Source organism: Photorhabdus hainanensis, assembly GCF_018448965.1.
Lineage (GTDB): Bacteria > Pseudomonadota > Gammaproteobacteria > Enterobacterales > Enterobacteriaceae > Photorhabdus > Photorhabdus akhurstii.
On the sequence record NZ_RCWD01000045.1, the window covers coordinates 11,726 to 31,119 of the forward strand.

General features: G+C 41.6%; 16 protein-coding genes. 6 read left to right on the forward strand and 10 right to left on the reverse strand.

Annotated elements, in window-relative coordinates; all coding sequences use genetic code 11:
- Nucleotides 1-260 precede the first annotated feature (260 nt).
- Nucleotides 261-1,313, forward strand: a complete 1,053-nt coding sequence (aroG, locus tag EAE92_RS20715) for a 3-deoxy-7-phosphoheptulonate synthase AroG (RefSeq protein WP_036812891.1) — start codon at nucleotides 261-263, stop codon at nucleotides 1,311-1,313.
- A gap of 95 nt (nucleotides 1,314-1,408) precedes the next feature.
- Here aroG and gpmA read toward each other — a convergent pair whose 3' ends face one another.
- From gpmA to modE, 7 genes are all read right to left on the reverse strand, one after another.
- Complete coding sequence (gene gpmA, locus EAE92_RS20720; protein WP_214069437.1) at nucleotides 1,409-2,161, reverse strand: 2,3-diphosphoglycerate-dependent phosphoglycerate mutase; 753 nt, start codon at nucleotides 2,159-2,161, stop codon at nucleotides 1,409-1,411.
- Nucleotides 2,162-2,320: 159 nt separating this feature from the next.
- Nucleotides 2,321-3,148 carry a CPBP family intramembrane glutamic endopeptidase gene (locus EAE92_RS20725; protein ID WP_214069438.1) on the reverse strand — a complete coding sequence of 276 codons (828 nt, stop codon included), beginning with the start codon at nucleotides 3,146-3,148 and terminating at the stop codon, nucleotides 2,321-2,323.
- Nucleotides 3,149-3,440: 292 nt separating this feature from the next.
- Nucleotides 3,441-4,139, reverse strand: a complete 699-nt coding sequence (locus EAE92_RS20730; RefSeq protein ID WP_214069439.1) for a hypothetical protein — start codon at nucleotides 4,137-4,139, stop codon at nucleotides 3,441-3,443.
- 42 nt (nucleotides 4,140-4,181) lie between these two features.
- Nucleotides 4,182-7,895 carry a hypothetical protein gene (locus EAE92_RS20735; RefSeq protein ID WP_214069440.1) on the reverse strand — a complete coding sequence of 1,238 codons (3,714 nt, stop codon included), beginning with the start codon at nucleotides 7,893-7,895 and terminating at the stop codon, nucleotides 4,182-4,184.
- 96 nt (nucleotides 7,896-7,991) lie between these two features.
- The gene (locus tag EAE92_RS20740) at nucleotides 7,992-8,351 is read right to left on the reverse strand and encodes a hypothetical protein (protein ID WP_044467153.1); all 360 of its coding nucleotides are present in this window, start codon (nucleotides 8,349-8,351) and stop codon (nucleotides 7,992-7,994) included.
- A 463-nt stretch (nucleotides 8,352-8,814) separates the two neighbouring features.
- A complete protein-coding gene (gene modF / locus EAE92_RS20745; RefSeq protein ID WP_214069441.1) occupies nucleotides 8,815-10,290 on the reverse strand; it encodes a molybdate ABC transporter ATP-binding protein ModF in 1,476 nt (491 codons plus the stop codon).
- A 176-nt stretch (nucleotides 10,291-10,466) separates the two neighbouring features.
- Complete coding sequence (modE, locus tag EAE92_RS20750; RefSeq protein WP_214069442.1) at nucleotides 10,467-11,258, reverse strand: molybdenum-dependent transcriptional regulator; 792 nt, start codon at nucleotides 11,256-11,258, stop codon at nucleotides 10,467-10,469.
- A 184-nt stretch (nucleotides 11,259-11,442) separates the two neighbouring features.
- Between modE and EAE92_RS20755 the strand changes: the two genes are divergently transcribed.
- From EAE92_RS20755 to modC, 4 genes are all read left to right on the forward strand, one after another.
- Nucleotides 11,443-11,577: an AcrZ family multidrug efflux pump-associated protein gene (locus EAE92_RS20755; RefSeq protein ID WP_071647086.1), complete on the forward strand. Its 135-nt coding sequence runs from the start codon at nucleotides 11,443-11,445 to the stop codon at nucleotides 11,575-11,577.
- A 248-nt stretch (nucleotides 11,578-11,825) separates the two neighbouring features.
- The gene (gene modA / locus EAE92_RS20760; protein ID WP_214069443.1) at nucleotides 11,826-12,596 is read left to right on the forward strand and encodes a molybdate ABC transporter substrate-binding protein; all 771 of its coding nucleotides are present in this window, start codon (nucleotides 11,826-11,828) and stop codon (nucleotides 12,594-12,596) included.
- A 17-nt stretch (nucleotides 12,597-12,613) separates the two neighbouring features.
- Nucleotides 12,614-13,306, forward strand: coding sequence for a molybdate ABC transporter permease subunit (modB, locus tag EAE92_RS20765; protein ID WP_214069444.1), 693 nt, complete (start codon nucleotides 12,614-12,616; stop codon nucleotides 13,304-13,306).
- Nucleotides 13,300-14,364, forward strand: a complete 1,065-nt coding sequence (gene modC / locus EAE92_RS20770) for a molybdenum ABC transporter ATP-binding protein ModC (RefSeq protein WP_214069445.1) — start codon at nucleotides 13,300-13,302, stop codon at nucleotides 14,362-14,364. Before modB ends, modC begins: the two co-directional genes overlap by 7 nt.
- A gap of 124 nt (nucleotides 14,365-14,488) precedes the next feature.
- On the opposite strand, the gene EAE92_RS20775 is transcribed toward modC, so the two are convergent.
- On the reverse strand, nucleotides 14,489-15,307 hold the full coding sequence (locus EAE92_RS20775) for a pyridoxal phosphatase (RefSeq protein WP_214069446.1): 819 nt from the start codon (nucleotides 15,305-15,307) through the stop codon (nucleotides 14,489-14,491).
- 145 nt (nucleotides 15,308-15,452) lie between these two features.
- Here EAE92_RS20775 and pgl point away from each other — a divergent pair, with 145 nt between their 5' ends.
- On the forward strand, nucleotides 15,453-16,439 hold the full coding sequence (gene pgl / locus EAE92_RS20780; protein ID WP_214069447.1) for a 6-phosphogluconolactonase: 987 nt from the start codon (nucleotides 15,453-15,455) through the stop codon (nucleotides 16,437-16,439).
- 261 nt (nucleotides 16,440-16,700) lie between these two features.
- Here pgl and EAE92_RS20785 read toward each other — a convergent pair whose 3' ends face one another.
- Nucleotides 16,701-17,753 carry an Abi family protein gene (locus EAE92_RS20785; RefSeq protein WP_214069448.1) on the reverse strand — a complete coding sequence of 351 codons (1,053 nt, stop codon included), beginning with the start codon at nucleotides 17,751-17,753 and terminating at the stop codon, nucleotides 16,701-16,703.
- Between the two features lie 283 nt (nucleotides 17,754-18,036).
- Nucleotides 18,037-19,308 (reverse strand): adenosylmethionine--8-amino-7-oxononanoate transaminase, encoded by a 1,272-nt coding sequence (bioA, locus tag EAE92_RS20790; protein ID WP_214069449.1) that lies wholly within the window; start codon nucleotides 19,306-19,308, stop codon nucleotides 18,037-18,039.
- Nucleotides 19,309-19,394: the final 86 nt, after the last annotated feature.

Genomic DNA, 19,394 nt, shown 5'->3' on the forward strand with positions numbered 1-19,394 from the left:
TTTCCTAACTATGCCAGAGAATTGTTTTGTCGATTTCTGGCATATTTTTAGGTATTTACTTTGATAATTCTCATTTCTAAAGATATTTCAACCATAAGAATAGAGCTAACCACATTTAACTATATCTTTCTATGTCTTGAGTTAGGCATTGATTTATTTATTCTCTACAAAGAATATTTACAGTTTGGCTTCTAACAGTTAGATTAAAATCACAAGATTGCTTTAATTAAATATACAAAGATGTTAGATGAGAGAGGGCTATGAATTATCAGAATGATGATATAAGAATTAAAGAGATAAAAGAATTATTACCTCCTGTGGCACTACTTGAAAAATTTCCAGCAACTGAAAAGGCTGCATTTACAGTGCGTAAGGCTCGCAAAACGATTCATCAAATTCTGACGGGGGAAGATGATCGTCTGTTGGTTGTGATTGGTCCATGTTCTATTCATGATCCTAAAGCAGCAATGGAATATGCCGGGCGGCTGAATGAATTGCGTGAGGAGCTGAAAGAGGATCTGGAAGTTGTCATGCGAGTTTATTTTGAAAAACCGCGCACAACCATTGGCTGGAAAGGGTTAATTAATGACCCTCATATGAATCACAGTTTTGATATTAATGATGGTTTGCGTTTAGCTCGTCAGTTGTTGCGGGATATTAATGACATGGGGCTACCGGCTGCGGGTGAATATCTGGATATGATTTCTCCACAGTATTTAGCCGATTTGATGAGTTGGGGAGCAATTGGCGCTCGTACAACGGAATCTCAGGTCCATCGTGAGTTGGCTTCTGGTCTTTCCTGTCCGGTTGGTTTTAAAAATGGCACCGATGGGGCGATAAAAGTTGCCATTGATGCGATTAATGCGGCAGGTTCTCCCCACAGTTTTCTTTCTGTCACTAAGTGGGGACATTCCGCGATTGTGAATACCAGCGGAAACAACGATTGTCATATTATCCTGCGTGGTGGTAAAGAGCCGAATTATAGTGCCGAACATGTTGCTGCCGTGAAGCAAGGGCTGGAAAAAGCAGGTTTGCCGGCAAGGATTATGATTGATTTCAGTCATGCCAATAGTTCTAAACAATTTAAAAAGCAGATGGATGTGTGTTCAGATGTGAGTCGGCAGCTTATCGCTGGGGAGAAAGCGATTATTGGTGTTATGGTAGAAAGTCATTTGGAAGAGGGAAACCAGAATCCGGATAGCGGTCTGCCATTGGTATATGGCAAAAGTATCACTGATGCTTGCATTGGTTGGGCCGACACTGAAATTTTGCTACGTCAATTGTCGTCGGCAATAAAAGCGCGTCGTGGCTGATAACATTTTTCCAAGGTAAAAAACCGGAATCGACAACTCCGGTTTTTTATGGTTGCTGAAAGATATGTTGTCAGCAATTTTTTATAGCAAGGAAATTACTTTGCCTTACCTTGGTTAGCTACCGCTGCGGCTTTTGCTGCGATTTCATCAGCGTTGCCCAGATAATAATGCTTGATTGGTTTCATGTTTTCGTCGAATTCATAAACCAAAGGTACTGCTGTTGGGATATTCAGTTCAAGAATGGCTTCTTCGCTCATATCGTCCAGATATTTAACCAACGCGCGCAAAGAATTACCGTGCGCTGCGATAATCACTTTTTCACCTTGAGCAACACGCGGTTTGATAATTTCTTCCCAGTAAGGGATCACGCGTTCAATAGTCGTCGCCAGACTTTCAGTCACGGGTAACTCTTCTGGTTTCAGATTGGCATAGCGTGGATCATGGCCTGGGAAACGTTCGTCATCTTGAGTTAAATCTGGTGGAGTGATAGCAAAACCACGACGCCACAGTTTAACCTGATCATCACCGTATTTAGCCGCAGTTTCCGATTTGTCCAGACCTTGTAAAGCACCGTAATGACGTTCATTTAGTTTCCAGCTTTTTTCCACCGGCAACCACTGTTGATCAACTTGATCCAGAATGTTCCACAGCGTATGGATAGCGCGTTTTAACACGGAGGTGTAGGCAAAATCAAAAACAAAACCTTCTTCTTTCAACAGTTGCCCTGCTTGTTGAGCTTCGGCGCGACCTTTTTCAGATAACGCGACATCAGTCCAGCCAGTGAAACGGTTCTCTTTGTTCCACTCGCTTTCGCCATGTCTTACCAGAACCAGTTTAGTGACAGCCATAGCTTAAACTCCTTAAAAATCAAACTTAATGATAATTGAACGCATTATATTGCCCTATGCGCCAGAACAGCAATCAATAGTCTTGTTTCAAGCTTTATTTGCTTGGAAAGCTGAATTTCTTGCAGATTGCTGAATAGATACCGGGCAAATTTGACACGTTTATAGTGCGCTCACCAACTTGATTGGGTAAGTAAAGAACAGCAAATGAACTAAATTGAGCGCGAAATGGAACCCAACAGCGACCCACAGACGGCCGCTCCACATCCACGCTAGCCCATATATTAATCCTGCAAGCGTAGCAAAAATCATCAGTAATGGGCCGCCGACGAAGTGTGCGCCGCCAAAAATTACAGCAGTGATGATCAGGGCGAAATAGGGGTTAATCCACTGACTTAACCTCTGTTGGATATAGCCACGGAATAGCGCTTCTTCTGCCAGAGAAACGAAGAAAATATTTGCCAGCATAAACATTGGCAACCATTGTGGCATATGCAGTTCAACCGCTAATCCTCCAAGAGCTGTTGCAATACTCAACAGTACAGGAATCGCTGTAACTAAGATTATCCATGCATAAGGCTGAATTTTGGTCAATGGCTTTGTTTTAAATAGGCCAGGCATGCAACATAACAGCAGGAAAGGAATGAGTGCTTTATCAAAGTTGAAATACATTGAGAATGGGGCGCTATGAGGGCCTGCCTGAATTTTATCGAGATATTTCAGGTTATTAAAACCGGGGAGCAGATGTAGGAATAATGCCGCTGCAAAGGCGAGTAATAGCAGTTCAGTGGTTATTTTAATGATGCTATTTTGCTGAAAATAGATACGTAGCGCACCTAACAAAAATATAATCGCAATAGTGGCGATTGCCGGATAAATCATAGTTTGCGTGACGAATCCGGTAATAATCGCAGCCAGTAGAACAATAAGCGCAGTTGTGCGGTGTATAGCTAATAACGCTAGTGATGTAGCAAGTAAACCCCAAATCATATAATTTCCCTTTATTTTTAACAAATTAAAAAACGATCTGAAAAGCAGACCAAAAATCGATGATGGATGTTATTTAGTGAGCAAAAAATAATAATGCATAATAACTAAATTGCGATGCTTTTTTAACTGGTCGGAGAAGAAATCCATCGGTGACAATTATTTTTTCGTCAAAATTCGGTTAATGGAAAAGCCGCGTTATTAATAAGGTTTATTTCTGATATATTGGACAGATCAGCCACTTGTATAAATAACCGGTGGCTGTCAGGTTGAGCTTGATCGAGTACAAATCTGCTTATTTTCGTGTACTGATTTTAATCTTCAACTCACCTTTATTATCTGTTAATCCGGCGCCATAACGCCCATTTAAGTCGTCATTGATACAAAGCTCTAATTTACCAGATAACCCACTCGGGACACTAGCTTCACGGCCAATCAAAAAAACGGTTTCACCGACACGGCCTACCAGTGCTCCTACTGGCTGGCCTGGCAACGTGTAGTCTTCCTGGGCAATATGAGCCTTATCTCCTTCAGCCTGACAATCGTTATACTGTGGGTTAAAAGACCATGTGCCGCTGAGATAGGTAATTGTGGTTGTCAGATTTGTATTAACTGTCACATCGCTATTCTGCCAAGGTTTATCCGCAGATACAGATATGGTTACTGGATACAAAATATTGGCCGCTAATTCAGCTTCTTGGGCTTCAAAGCCAGCTCCACCCAAGGCTGCGATTAACTCTGGGCGAGTTGTTGCTGGATACACTTTAGGATCAAGCAACATTTGACCAATGTCTAGCAGATCAAGCGTTGAGAAGTGCTTGTGCAGTGCAATTGCAATCTCGCTAATAGGGAAGTCAAGCTGGCGTAAAATAGCGGCGATATCAATGGGGTAGAGTGGGGTCAGAGAGACTTCACGTAGAGCATTAGCAATAGTGTTGTTATCCCTTTTAGATTGCAATGTATCTATTAACATCGCCTTGGAGACTGAGGTCATAGTAATGCTCCTTATTTTTATTTAAATAAACTCATGATACAACTACTGCCTACCATAAGTTTCTAGTAGGGCAGCGGTTATTTCGCTGGCGCTGATGGATGGGTAGGCTGATTTTAATCCTTGCCCGGTTTCTGTTGCGGAATAACCCGCCAGCGCCATAGCGCTGCCTAATATTTTGGTTTGGGTTGCAGGATATTCAGTGATTAATCTCTGTCCGCATTCACTGCCGGATAGGTGTTCGTCATACGCTTTCTGAGCCAATTGTTCTAGCGTTAATGCTTTGCCATATATAGCCAGTAGTATTTCGGTTATTTCGCTGGCGCTGATGGATGGGTAGGCTGATTTTAATCCTTGCCCGGTTTCTGTTGCGGAATAACCCGCCAGCGCCATAGCGCTGCCTAATACTTTGGTTTGGGTTGCAGGATATTCAGTGATTAATCTCTGTCCGCATTCACTGCCGGATAGATGCTCGTCATAGGCTTTCTGAGCCAATTGTTCTAGCGTTAATGCTTTGCCATATATAGCCAGTAGTATTTCGGTTATTTCGCTGGCGCTGATGGATGGGTAGGCTGATTTTAGCCCTTGCCCGGTTTCTACGGCTATATAGCCTACTTGCGCCATAGTTGCTGCGAGCATATTCGCCTTGAGATCAGGGAAGGATTTAATTATCCGTTTGCCGCAATCATTGCCATTCATCTGCTGTTGATATGCCGACTGTGCAATTTGTTCTGGTGTTATCACCACCTCTATTGCCACTCCGTCACTCCAGATACTTGGGATTGATGTTGCGGTGGCATCCGGCATACTAGCCAGATAAAGTTGATATGTTCCTGTAATCGGGATCGGTGGTAAAGGGATATGAGCTCGTCCAGTTGTGGAACTCACGGTTTGTTGATATATCCATGTACTGTTTGGCGCCTGTAAGCTGAGTAAATAATGGGTAGTATCGGGGCTACATTGCCATTGAATCTCTATGCCGCCAGATTGGTAATTAGCCTGAATTTGCTGAGGAGTCTCCAGACGTAACCATTGCTGAACCTGACAAAGTTCGCTGGCAATATAATTAGGGTTGTTCAATGCTGCTAATGAGAAACGATATTTCCCGGCAGGTTTCAGCTTATCGAAAATAATAGTCACTGAATTCTGTGGAGCGGCAATTGAGAGGTTTTCGGTTTGTCCATCTCTCTCGATTTTTACGTTATAGTGACTGGCACCTGTTACCAGATTCCACTGCAATATAAGATTAATATCTTTTTCAATAACGGGCTTTGTTTCTAAATTGATGTTTAATTCCGGTATTGGCAGACGATGTTGCTGTAATTGATTTTCTGAGCTGGTAAAGTCTTTCCTGGTGGCGGCTACTGACCAGGTATAAACGCCAGCGGCTAATTCCGGCGTGATAGGTAAAATAAATGAATTATTGTTGTGATTTAGTTCTTTCTTGAATAATGTTTCATTATTTGGCGCTTTTAATTTGACCTGATAACCGTCAGCATTTTCCGTATAACCCCATTCGAATTTAGCCTTATTATCCTTATATTCATAGGTTGCTGACAAATTTTCAGGTGGTTTGGGATCAGCAGGCTTGGGGGGATTGGGAGGTGCTGGTTTGCTGTCAATTTCATCTTTAATTTTATTGATAATGCCACCTATGACAGTCGCTCCCGCTGCTACGCCCCCGGCAGCGGCTAAAGCTTCTGCACCGCTCTGGATTGCTTCTGTTAATGCAGCGTCAACCAATCCTTCACACAGTAATGTCATGGCATAATCAGCGGCTTTCTCGGCGGCTGTCAACGTTAGAAAGGTAGCGATAGCTTCACGATTTTCCAATAGCCCTTTAACAAAAGATTCAGCCGCGCTTTTCAGCGCTGCACCGATAGCGTCAGGTAATTTCTCTAAAGAGAGGTCGTTTGGCAGCAAAAACTCTACGGTTTTTGGGAAGGAGAGAGTAACGAAATCCGTTCCTGCCATTGCCATTGTATACTTACCGTTTAACACAAAATACAGTTGGTCTTTCTGACTAGCATTATTCGTCTTAGTATCAAACGACGGGGAAATAGAAAACCGGGATGTGAGTAAATGTTCATTGATAAATTGGGTTAATTGGCCGCAATTGGAACCTTTATTACGTGAGAGCTTCTTTAATTCTTCTATAAAATTAATAAACTGGTTGTTATCTAAATCAAACGCAGGCCAGTTAGTAATTTTAAATCCTTCGCTCTTACTATAGGAAAAACCTAATTTCGTTGGATTAGGTAACAAAGGAGAAGAAACTTTGTCTGAGGACAATGAGCCACTGATTTTTAATTTCCCGGTTTTATCTTTTGTACCTGATATTTCTACATTTAAACCAAAATCATGTTTAAAAAACAGTAGCCCACAGCGAAAGACGAATTTATTTTCTTTGACGGTGGAGAAAAGCAGGGTTGGACCGGGGTCCTGCTCAAAACCGGTAATTTGAAGTACAAATAATGAAATTGGATTAAGTAGCTGAATCTCTGCATTGATGCCCTCTTTGGTAATTTGTATATCCCCCATGAGCTTTAAAGTTTCAATCAGTGTAATGTCAAACAGGGCATGGAGGTGAAATCCTGGTTGATAATGGGTGATATCCTGATTTAATAACAGAGACTTTTCGGCTAAAGAGGAAATAATAGCATTTTCCTGTTTAATATCACCGTCTGTTTCGCGCCGGTAATAAAGGTTGCTACCCTGATGAAAATCGATATCGATAAAATAACTTGGCCAGGAGAAATTAGAACCAGCAAATGATGCCTCAAATATACGATGTATCGATAAATCTTGATCGATAGCGACTGAAGCTAATATGGGGGTATTATCTAGAAAATAAAGACGCCCACTTAATGCCGGTAGTTCTGCATAATTAATTGTTCCCTCTATCCAATATAATCCAACTTTAGATTGTTTCTTTTCTGGAATGGCAAAAGTGTAATTAATGCCAAAAGATAAATCACCAAATGTGACGCCAGTCATTCTTCCGTCAAAGGGCTTATCAATAGTGCTTTTTGAGTTTTCGTGACAGATTTTTAAAGATGCCTGCACTTGCTTTTCGTCTGCGCTTAAAGCCCCGTCAAAACAATACGTTTCCTGGAACAAATTTAATGTGATAGTGCCTGCTATTTCATATTTTGAGTGATTATCAAACTGATATTGAAGTATTAAATTATTGAAGCCAAAAATATTAAATAGCTTGAAATCAGGAAGAACGGCAGTATAGCGGCTTTTTTTAATTGATTCGCCTGCGGATATTCCCTGCTCTAAACGCCCACTGAGCGAGATATCTGCCTGTGGCAGATCGCCGTTTTTAACGCCAATCTCAATTAAGTTGTTAAATAAATAATTGCCTTTTAAACGCAAGGTTAGCCAGAAGGTACAACTATGGGATACCGGCGTTTCCATTTCTGTCACTGATTTTGGCAAAGGTATTTGTGGAAAAATGTTACACAGTTTCTCTGCTTCTGGTGGATTGGCATGATTGGAGAAAGTAAAAAACCCCGCGTCCTGTATTAATAACGGGGCTTCTTTCTCTGGTAGGCCAAGATGAAAAGCATGGTTGAGTAATTCAAAGATATTGAGATTGTCAGCTCCTGCCTGTTTTGCAGTCATATCAATATAGATGAGAGAATAACTGTTGAATAAAGCAAGCCGGCATTGTATCGGGCTAAGCATTTCGCCATCAAATATTTTGCATTTGCGCCCATAAAAATGGGCGTCAATCTCAAATCGTGTTCCCATATTTTACCTCAGATAGTGAAATGTATAGCTAAGGCTATGTTATTTATGGTTATAAACGCATAGCCTTATGGTTAATATTGAGCGGATAATTTAGGCTTATTTATTTTTATCTTGGTCTTTACCTTTATCTTCGTTTTTATCTTGGTCAAACTTCTTGTCTGTTTTGTTGTATTTACCTTCGGAAACAACAACATTAAGATTTTCCACCACCTTATCAACACCTGTTTCTTTCAATAATGAACTTGGTGGTGCAACGGCAACATAAATATGATTTGCATTACCGATAGCGACTTCTAATAAAGTATTTGCAGGTTGCTCACCTTTTTCGGGTGAAACTACACTAAAAAGAAAAGGTGCTTCAGGAGTCGGGGTTGCTGATGGAATATTTAAATCAACGTTATAACTGTCTTGACCAAGTTTAAGCTTGACTGATATGACGGCGCTTAGACCACTCATTGTTATTCTCCCAATGGGTATGTAATAGTCGGGAATCCATCTTTGGTCTGATGGAAACATTCTGTCACTTTACTTCTAGGAATAGTTTAATCGAAAATCTAATTCGCCAAATAATCTATTTAATTAAATGTGATGAATGTCTATATAATGATTGTGATCTTGAAGTGGCATTGTTAAGTGAATTAAGTTTCATTTAAACATAAATAATTGAAGGGTTGATTTTATTATTTTTTGCTATATGAAGTTAATGTTCTTATATTTAAATATATTATTTTCATAATTAAATTATCTTACGGAGAAAAGATTAACGGTGGGTATTTTTATGTACCTGACTTTCTTGGCGCTTTATAATTGTTGTGAATAGATAAAGCCAGCATGCTTGCATGTGTATTGCTACGAGGTTGACATCAGTACACATTCTGCAATGCTGGTTTTTTTCCAGTATTAATCTCATGTTAATACTTTAATGGTTAATTCTTTCTGTTTTATAGCGATATATGTCGCCATCAAGAATAAATATCAGCCGGTGAGTAATGCATTGCGGCGCGTCTTCCTGATGATGAGAAACAAACAGTAGCTGAGTATCACCGTCAGCGATCATGATATCAATGAAACGTAATATTAACTGGCGGTTGAGTGGATCAAGCCCTTGCAGAGGTTCATCAAGGATCAATAAAGCCGGATGTTTAACCAGTGCGCGAGCTATTAGAACCAGCCGTTGTTGTCCCCATGAAAGGCGCTGAAACGGGCCGTTGGCAATCTGAGCCGATAATCCCAGTAAAGCCAGCCATTCATCAGCAAGTTGCTGTTGGCGATCTGATACGGTCTGATAAAGACCGATTGAATCGAAGAAACCAGATAGAATCACATTACGAACGCTGATACTGACACGATATTCCAAATGAATGCTGTTGCTGATATAACCAATATGGCGTTTGATATCCCAAATAGTTTCGCCGCTACCGCGTTGGCGGCCAAAAAGGATCAGCTCATTACTGTAGCCTTGAGGATGATCTCCGGTAATCAGACTCAAAAGCGTTGATTTTCCGGCGCCATTTGGGCCAATAATTTGCCAATGTTCTCTTGGATTAACTTGCCAATCTAGTCCATGCAGAATGGGTTGATCATTATATTGAACGATACCGTTACGTAGGATAATCAGAGGCTGATCGGGCGGTAATTGCTCATCGACAGGAAATTCATCTGTTTCAGGTAAATGAATGCCGTCCAATTTTTCACTGTGAGCCAGTTGAGCCACCAGTGAATCCGCCATCACCTTTTCTTTGATGCCAATAGAGGTTAGCTGGCAATCCGCGAGTACACCAATCTGGTTGATAAAATCTGGGATTTCACTAAATCGGTTAAGGATAAGTACCAAAACGATCCCTTTTGATGACAATTTTTCCAGTAATTCAGCGAATTGACCACGAGCGAATAGATCAAGGCCATTAAAAGGTTCATCAAGAATCAGCAAGTCAGGTGAAGCCATTAGTGCCTGGCAAAGTAATGTCTTGTGGGTTTCGCCGGTAGAAAGATATTTAAAACGACGGGAAAGTAAATCCATAATACCAAACTGTTTTGCCAGCTCCAGGCAAAGTTCATTATCTTTATGATAAAGCTGGATAATTTCTGCCGCAGTGCGGCCGGTATCATCTTCATCATCACTGAGCATATCAGTATTATTGCGTTGCCATTCTTCTTCCGTCAGTTTTTGTAATTGTTCTTGAGAGACGCGGGCGCACCTGTGAAATGAGCAATTTCGTTCACCGGAAAGTAGGACTAATTCATTTGAAAGCGCACGGGCCAATGATGATTTTCCGCTGCCATTAGCGCCAATAAAAGCCCAATTTTCACCAGAGGTTATTTTTAGTGATGATAACTGCAAGGTTCGAGTATCACTTAAACGGAAACAGCCTTGCGTTATTTGCAATTCAGACATCTTTTATTCCTTTTTAAGCAACGCAAATATCTTTCCACAAATAAGCGGAATGCCGTAGAATGTCAATATTAACTTTTAATTAACATTTAATATTCGACGCCAAGGGATATGTAAGGTACGTAATGCCATGATATCCCTGGATATTCTGAATTGTTCAGTGATAATAGCCGCAATTCTTAACACAGAGTTGCAATAATCACCTGGTCAGCATTAAAAAGTGCAGTGATTTTATCTCCAGGATGCAGTTTCAGGTTATTGATTTCTTGATTGGGCAGGGTGGAGCAGAGGGTTTCGCCGCCATCAAGGACAATAATAATTTCTGTGTTCTCTTCGCCCGTTTCAATGTTACTGATCTGCCCTGTCAGGGCATTGTCGAAATGACCGATAACGAACTGTTCTTTAGTAAGTCTCACCCAAGGCGCTTTAATGAGCGCCAATACCTCCTTACCTTTTACCAAGCCAAGACGGTTAGCGCTCTGTTCCGTTAATGCCGCATTCAGTGATGTTTGACCATCTGCCAGTAAGATGCGGACATGTTGTTGCACCTGATTATGATCACGGTCAGTAATTGTGCCAAAAAATTGGTTACGGGCGCTGGTTTGCAGAGAAAAACGGGAAATGGCAGCTAACAGGCTATCGAGGGGCAGTTGGTCATCTTTTAGCACATCAAAGGCTTTTTGCTGAATTTGTGTCAGTAGATCGTAAAGTTGCAACAGACGTTCGCCATAGTGGGTAAGATTTGCCCCACCGCCTCCTCTGCCGCCTGTGGCACGGTCCACCACTATTTCTTCTGCTAACTGATTCATTTCGTTAATAGCGTCCCAAGCACTTTTATAGCTGATCCCCGCTAGTTTTGCCCCCTGGCTGATAGAGCCAGTTACTTTAATCTGTTTAAGTAATAATATTCGCCGTGGATCGGCGAATAACCGTTGTTGTAATTTCAGTGTCAATAGAATTTCGGCTTGCATAATAGTTTTTTTCAGGAAATATAATCGTAAATTTTTATTGGCTAACCGACAAAAACGCACGTTTAGCCGGTTACTGTTGTTTGTCTTTTGTCTAGAATGGTACTAATTATAGCGGTATTACCCACTATGGTTAAAAATGTGTTATGTTGCCGGCTCATTAAATGAGCCATTATGTGAGGCTACCATGTTTGAGTTGATTAGAAGTATGGCTTTTGCCCTGGTCATGGTACCGGTGGTGATGGCTGGAATTTTAGGTTTAATTTATGGTCTTGGGGAATTGTTTAATATCGTTTCCCGTATTGGTCGTTCTGAAAAGTAAAACTAATATTTCTTTTACACCAGATGCTATTCTGATTACCCGGTGATTTACCGGGTAATTTGTCTTAATTAATTATAATCATTTCCATTCTATTCATTTGGTTTTTCTATTACAGTATTTTAATTCGAATTAAATTAGATAGTAAAAGTTGCTCACGATTTGCCGATTAATATTGGAATACTCTTCCATTTAACGCTATATCTTGTTATACACAACGAACTAATGGGTAAGAAACAGGTGGAAAACAGATGAGAAAGAGTTTTGGCAAATTGCTAGTCGGCGTTGTCGTTTCTTTTGCTTTGACGTGGCAAGTGTGGGCTGCGGAAAAAGTCACGTTGTTCGCTGCTGCCTCGCTGACTAATGCACTTGATGATATTGCACTACAGTATAAGCAAAAGACAAAGGGTGAAGTGGCGGCTTCTTATGCTTCATCTTCCACTTTGGCTCGCCAGATTGAGCAAGGCGCGCCGGCAGATATTTTTATTTCCGCTGATCAACAGTGGATGGATTATGTTGCCGGCAAGAAACTGATTATTGATAAAACTCGGTTGACTATGCTGGGAAATCAGCTCGTTCTGATTGCGCCGAAAGCGAGTAGGCTCAATAAAGTTGATATTAATAAAGAAACCAAATGGAAATCTTTGTTAGAAGGCGGCCGTCTTGCCGTCGGTGATCCCGATCATGTTCCGGTGGGTATTTACGCTAAAGAATCTCTGCAATATTTGGGCGCATGGGAGACGGTGAATCCGCTGCTAGCGCGGACCAGTAATGTACGCAGTGGCTTGGCGCTGGTGGAACGTGCTGAGGTTCCGTTGGGTATCGTTTATGGTTCAGATGTCGTTGCGAGTGATAAAGTCAAAGTAGTGGGGATCTTCCCGGAAGAGAGCCATAAACCGATTGAATACCCAATGGCGATAATCAAAGACCATAGTAATCCCAATGTTCTCGATTTTTATGAATATTTGAAAACCCCTGAAGCCGTGGCAATTTTTAAACGTTACGGTTTTCACCCACTTTAGGAATAGATTTTTTGGTCATGTTGAGTGAATACGAATGGCAAGCCATCATCCTGAGTCTGGAAGTTTCAGGTATGGCGGTGTTACTGAGTCTGCCATTTGGGATCTTAATGGCGTGGATTCTTGCTCGTTTCCAGTTTCCCGGTAAATCATTACTCGACAGTCTTATCCATCTGCCGCTGGTGTTGCCGCCAGTGGTAGTGGGTTATTTGCTGTTGATCAGTATGGGGCGTCGTGGATTTATCGGTGAATGGTTATATGACTGGTTTGGGATCAGCTTTGCGTTCAGTTGGCGTGGCGCCGCATTGGCTTCTGCTATTGTTGCTTTTCCGTTGATGGTCAGGGCGATACGTCTGGCGTTGGAAGGTGTCGATCGACGACTGGAACAGGCCGCTCGTACTTTGGGAGCGAATCCGTTGAAGGTATTTTTTACTATCACATTGCCGCTCTCTTTGCCTGGGGTTATTGTGGGCGCTGTTTTGGCATTTGCCCGTTCATTGGGTGAATTTGGCGCAACTATCACTTTTGTATCCAATATTCCAGGCGAAACGCGGACGATCCCTTTGGCGATGTATACCTTGATTGAAACCCCCGGAGCAGAAACCGCCGCGGCTCGTTTGTGTGTCATTGCCATTATTTTGGCGTTGATGTCACTGATGGTTTCTGAATGGTTAACCCGTTGGGGAAGGAGACGTTTGGGAGCAACATGTTAGAGCTGGATTTTGAGCAACAACTGGGTGATTTTCATTTACAGGTCAATACACAGCTACCCACTGAGGGGATTACGGCTGTTTTTGGCCTTTCAGGCGCTGGGAAAACTTCACTGATAAATGTTATTGCCGGTTTGATACGTCCACAGAAAGGGCGGATTGTCCTTAATGATCATGTGCTGGTTGATATTGAAAAAGGTACCTGCTTGCCGCCAGAGCAACGCCGTATAGGCTATGTTTTTCAGGATGCCCGGCTTTTTCCTCATTATCGAGTAAAAGGTAATCTTCAATACGGAATGTCGCCGGAGATGAAGCCGGAATTTGATAGCATTGTTAGTTTGTTAGGAATTGAACACTTACTATCTCGTTTTCCTCTTACCTTATCCGGCGGTGAAAAGCAGCGGGTTGCTATCGGTCGAGCTTTATTGACGGCACCTGATCTGTTGTTAATGGATGAACCATTGGCATCGCTGGATCTTCCCCGTAAAAGAGAACTCCTGCCTTATCTTGAAAGGCTTTCTAGAGAGGTCAATATCCCGATTTTGTATGTCAGCCATAATCTGGATGAGATTTTGCACCTGGCGGAAAATGTACTCGTTATGGATAACGGCAAAGTCAGGGCAACAGGAAAATTGGAAGAGGTTTGGTCCAGTAGTGCGCTACGTCTTTGGTTACAAAAAGAGACCCTTAGCAGTATTCTGAATGTTTCAATGGTTGAACATCATAATCGTTATGAAATGACAGCGGTGGCGCTCGCTGACCAGGTTTTATGGTTGCCGAAAATGGATGTTCAACCGGGAACCGATTTGCGTATCAGAATAGATGCGTCAGATGTTTCATTAGTACTGGAGCCGCCGCGCGGCAGTAGTATCCGTAATATTTTAGCGGTGAAAGTGGTTGAGTTCTTTGATGATAATGGACACGTTGATGTCAAATTGGTGTTGAGTGGTCACTATTTATGGGCAAGGATCACTCCGTGGGCAAGGGATGAACTTAATTTGCGGCCTGGCCAGTGGCTTTATGCTCAGATAAAAAGTGTTTCTCTTAATCGGCAACTGTAGTCTCTGTTTATTAAGAAGCGATTCGTAAGTTGGTGGCTGCCGGAAACAATCGGAGCGCTATAAATAGCTATAAATAAAACGGGGAACCTATTTAAGGATTACCCCGAAGTGTGGTTTTGTGGGTTTATAGAACATACTTGCGAATAACTTCGGCAATACCTGGCTGAGTATTATCCTGCGTCACCATATCGGCTCGTTCTTTGATAGCATCTACACTGTTGCCCATAGCGACGCCGAGTCCTGCGGCTTCCAGCATACTCAAGTCATTAAAGTTATCACCAAAGGCAATAACATCTTTCATCCTCATGCCTTGAGATTCGACCCACTGTTGCAAACGCATACCTTTGCTGTTACCTCTCTTGCTAATATCCACCTGATCGAACCATGACCATTCACACGAAAGAGCTGTGTCATTTTCGATTTGTGCGGTTACTTCCCGCAGTTTTACTAAATCGGGAGAGCTGGTGGCAAATTTCCAGATAGACTGTACTTCATCAATAGCATGCTGAAAGCTATTAACATGTCGCATAGTTGGACGTTGAGATTCAGGTAGGGTTTCAGACCATTTCATGGTACGGACAACTGTGTCATACAGTTCTTCATATAACATGGCGTCATCCACATACATCAGACGGTGAATATCTGTGTTTTTTAAGTGGGAGAGAACTTTTATGGCTTCTTGAGATGACAGCGGATCTGAGGCTAATACTTTCTTTTCATGGTAATCATACAGATAAGCACCATTACAGCAGATGGCGGGAGTATCGAGTTGCAAAGCCTGATAGAAAGGGTGGATAGCGACATGATGACGGCCGGTGGCGATCAGCACCTTAATACCAGCTTTACGTGCTTCATTTAGTACAATGAGTGATTCTGGCAGGATATTTTTTTGAGGATCGAGTAGTGTACCGTCCAGATCCAGCGCAATGATGCGATATGACATAAATTAGCCTCATAACTATATATAATATAAAGATATTACATTAGAACTGAATAAAGCTACACCAATTGTGCGGTGAGTTTAACCGATAAAACTAATCGAGTCGTTACAGCGCAATAAAATGGTAATAGATAATTAAGGAGTGAAGATGAAACAAGTAGTTTATACGGCGAGTCCAAACAGTTGTCAGATTCATGTTTGGAGCCTGAATAATGAAGGTGAGTTATCACTCATTCAGACAGTTGATGCGCCGGGGGAAGTACAACCAATGGTGGTTAGCCCGGATCGTAAACATCTTTATGTTGGCATCCGACCACAATTCAGTATTGTCACTTACCAGATTGGCTCTGGTGGGGAACTGGTACAACAGGGGATTTCATCAATACCGGGTAGCCCGACTCATATCTCTACAGATAAACAAGGTCGCTTTCTATTCTCTGCCTCCTATAGTTATAACAATCTGAGTGTCAGCCTAATTGACGAACGGGGGATTGTGGGTGAACCGGTTCAAGTTATTGAAGGTTTGCAAGCACCGCATTCAGCTAATATTGACTGGGATAATAAACAACTATTGGTTCCTTGTCTGAAAGAAGATCGCATCCGTATTTTTGAGATGGCAGAAGAGGGTTATCTGACGGAAAAACGTGCTGAGGAAATCACTACGGCAATGGGTGCGGGTCCTCGTCATATGGCATTTCATCCAAGTCAGCAGGTGATTTACTGTATTAATGAGCTGGATTCTACGGTGGATGTTTATCGTAAATGGGAAAAATATCGGGCTGTTCAGACGATTGATTCATTACCGGCGGATTTAGCGGGTGTTCGTTGGTCTGCGGATATTCATATTACACCGGATGGTCGTCACCTTTATACCAGTGAACGAACTTCAAGTTTGATCAGCCATTTTGTTATTTCACAAGATGGTCTTAATTTGACGCTGGCAGGACACTATAAAACCGAAACTCAGCCGCGTGGTTTTGCTATCGATCACAGTGGAAAATATCTGATTGCATCCGGTCAAAAGTCTGACCATATTTCAGTCTCTTCTATTGATCAATATACCGGTAAATTGACTGAATTGACGCGCTATCCAGTAGGTAAAGGCCCAATGTGGGTAACGGTGCTGGCCCTGTGAATTTGATAAAGTTGTTGGGTGTTAACGGTGGTTGTGTGTGTTGGTTACGGTTTAGTCTGGTAGACATTGATGTAAAGAACCGGTAATTACCAGATCAATTTTGAGCTAATACAACTCCAAATTTCGCAGTCATACAACCGGACAGATGCAAAAATGGTTTTCTGTGTTTGCCCGGTTGCTCTAAACTCATCTGCTAAATTTTTTGGTCATTTATGTTGCAAAATTTCTTGTGCTTATTTATGGTTAGCCACTCTAACGAAGTTAAGCTCGTTCAACATTTTTTGCATTGGGATACTGATTTTTACTCGCTTCTGGGGTAAACCTTACTAGTGTTCCAGTACTATAGTTTTGAATATTATTTTTCATGTCCTTAGCGTTGGCAAAAAATATAGTTTTATCCTTTTGGCTTTTTATCAAAGCATATCTGGTATCGACTATTTTTACTATTTCTCCTATATGAGTAACATCTAGTTTATTTTCATCCCCCCATCCGGTTATTATTGGTAGAGATGATAGCCCCGTGGATAATTGTTTATTTTTCCAAAGAGAATGAATACTGCATAATTCACTCATTTTGATGTTATTTTCAATAATGGATAACAGTTTTAAATTAGATGGATTGATCCACCTGATAACCTTTAAGCACTTCTCATAACTTTCAACAACCTTATTAATTATGTGTTCCATTTGGTATGCATTTTTAGAGCGCCACAAAGGTTCATGATGCGACAACCGATTTCGGATCTTGTTGATTTCTTTTAACTCATTGCCGATACTATTAATAGAAAGAGGGCGCTGAGTTTGTGTATCTAGAGCATATGGAAAAACTAATCCACGAAGTTCAGGCCATAATGTCAGATATGAATTTCTTTGTATATCGTAACTATTATTTACCATTGATACCCAAAAACCTAGTGTGAGTTTTGCAATATAATTCTCTGGAGTTAATGTTTTCCCATCTTTTTGTAGTTGTTTTGTTGCTGATAAAATGTTCTTATATGCTTCGGCATTATTTTTTTGAGTGAAAGCATTAATAAACCAGAATTTATCAATCTTGTTTTTTTCTACTTGCCATTGTGCTTGGTTAAACGTATTTTCAATTTTTATCTCTTCATAACGGATATATCCTTGATAAATGGAGTTGCGTAGGGAGACTTCGATAATTTGGAGTGCGGGGAAAAAAGCGCTGGCAAGTTGTTTATTCCACAGATAGATGCCCAAGCATTCTTCTTTTGTCATTCCACCTAATACAGGAAGCTGATAGGTAGAAAATCTGTAACTCGATAGTGAATCTATAATTGTCGTTATGGTCATAGTTATTCATTCCCCAGTAGAGTGGTTTGACTATACCTATATTAAGGCTTGCTTTATATTCTATGTAAAGCTAGTGTTGACATTTTTGATGATTTGCTGGATAATCTTTACCCAGAGGTAACTCTACTTGTGTAAGCACCCGCCCCTACTCACTGCGAAGGTCGGAGTGTGAAGAAATTTTTCAAAAAGGCTCCTAATTAGGAGCCTTTTTTGATCGAACTGAAACTTAACTTTATTAACTGCTCAGTAATAAATTCAGCAGAATTTATTTAATAAAGAAAAATTACAAATTAATTGCACCAGAGACAGCCTTTATCAGGCGTGAAAGTTGCTCTGGTTGAATAATATAAGGCGGCATCAAATAGATCAGCTTGCCAAATGGTCTTATCCAGACACCTTGAGAAACAAAATGGTGTTGTAACACCGCCATATTCACGGGTTGCTTCATCTCCACGACGCCAATTGCACCTAATACCCGAACATCAGCCACTTTTGCATGGTGTTTTAGTGGCATTAACTCACTCTTTAATTGGTTTTCAATTGATTTAATACGTTGTTGCCAAGGGCTGTGTAATAACAGTTTCAAACTGGCTTCCGCCACGGCACAAGCTAATGGATTGCCCATAAACGTTGGGCCATGCATAAAACAGCCTGCTTCGCCATTGCTAATTGTTTCAGCTACCTTACGGGTTGTCAGTGTTGCTGATAGTGTCATATAACCACCGGTCAGCGCTTTTCCTACACATAAAATATCTGGCTCAATTTCAGCATGTTCACAAGCAAACAATTTTCCTGTGCGGCCAAAACCGGTGGCAATTTCATCCGCAATTAATAGGATCTGATGCTGATCGCAAAGCATTCTGACCTGACGCAGATATTCAGGATGATAAATTCGCATTCCGCCGGCACCCTGTACGATAGGCTCAAGGATCACTGCGGCGATATCATGGGAATGCTGCTCCAGTAAAGTACGAAATGGCATGATATCCCGTTCGTCCCATTGAGCATCAAATCCGCACTGAGGCGATTCGGCAAACAGATGGGGCGGCAGATAGCCTTTGTAGAGATTATGCATTGAATTGTCGGGATCACAGACTGACATAGCGCCGAATGTGTCACCGTGGTAACCGTGCCGTAATGTCAAAATACGCTGACGTTTCTCACCTTTTGCTTGCCAGTATTGCAATGCCATTTTTAACGCCACTTCCACCGCCACAGAACCTGAATCCGCCAGAAAGACACATTCCAGCGAGGGTGGGGAGATTGCTGTTAATTGCCTGCAAAGCGCCACTGCGGGTGGATGAGTAATGCCGCCAAACATGACATGGGACATCTGATCAAGCTGAATTTTAGCGGCTTGGTTCAAAACCGGATGATTATATCCATGAATAGCGGCCCACCAGGAAGACATGCCATCCACCAGCTTACGGCCATCAGACAACTCTAGTTCCACCCCAGAAGCCCCAACGACAGGGTAAACCGGAAGAGGGTTGGTCATGGAGGTATAGGGATGCCAAATATGGCGTAGATCAAATTCAATATCGGAAGCAGTCATAAGGCTTGATGTAAACTAATTTACTTAAAATTGGTTGACAGTATAGCGGCATTATTTAAACTGGCTACACTTTTTTCACACTGGAG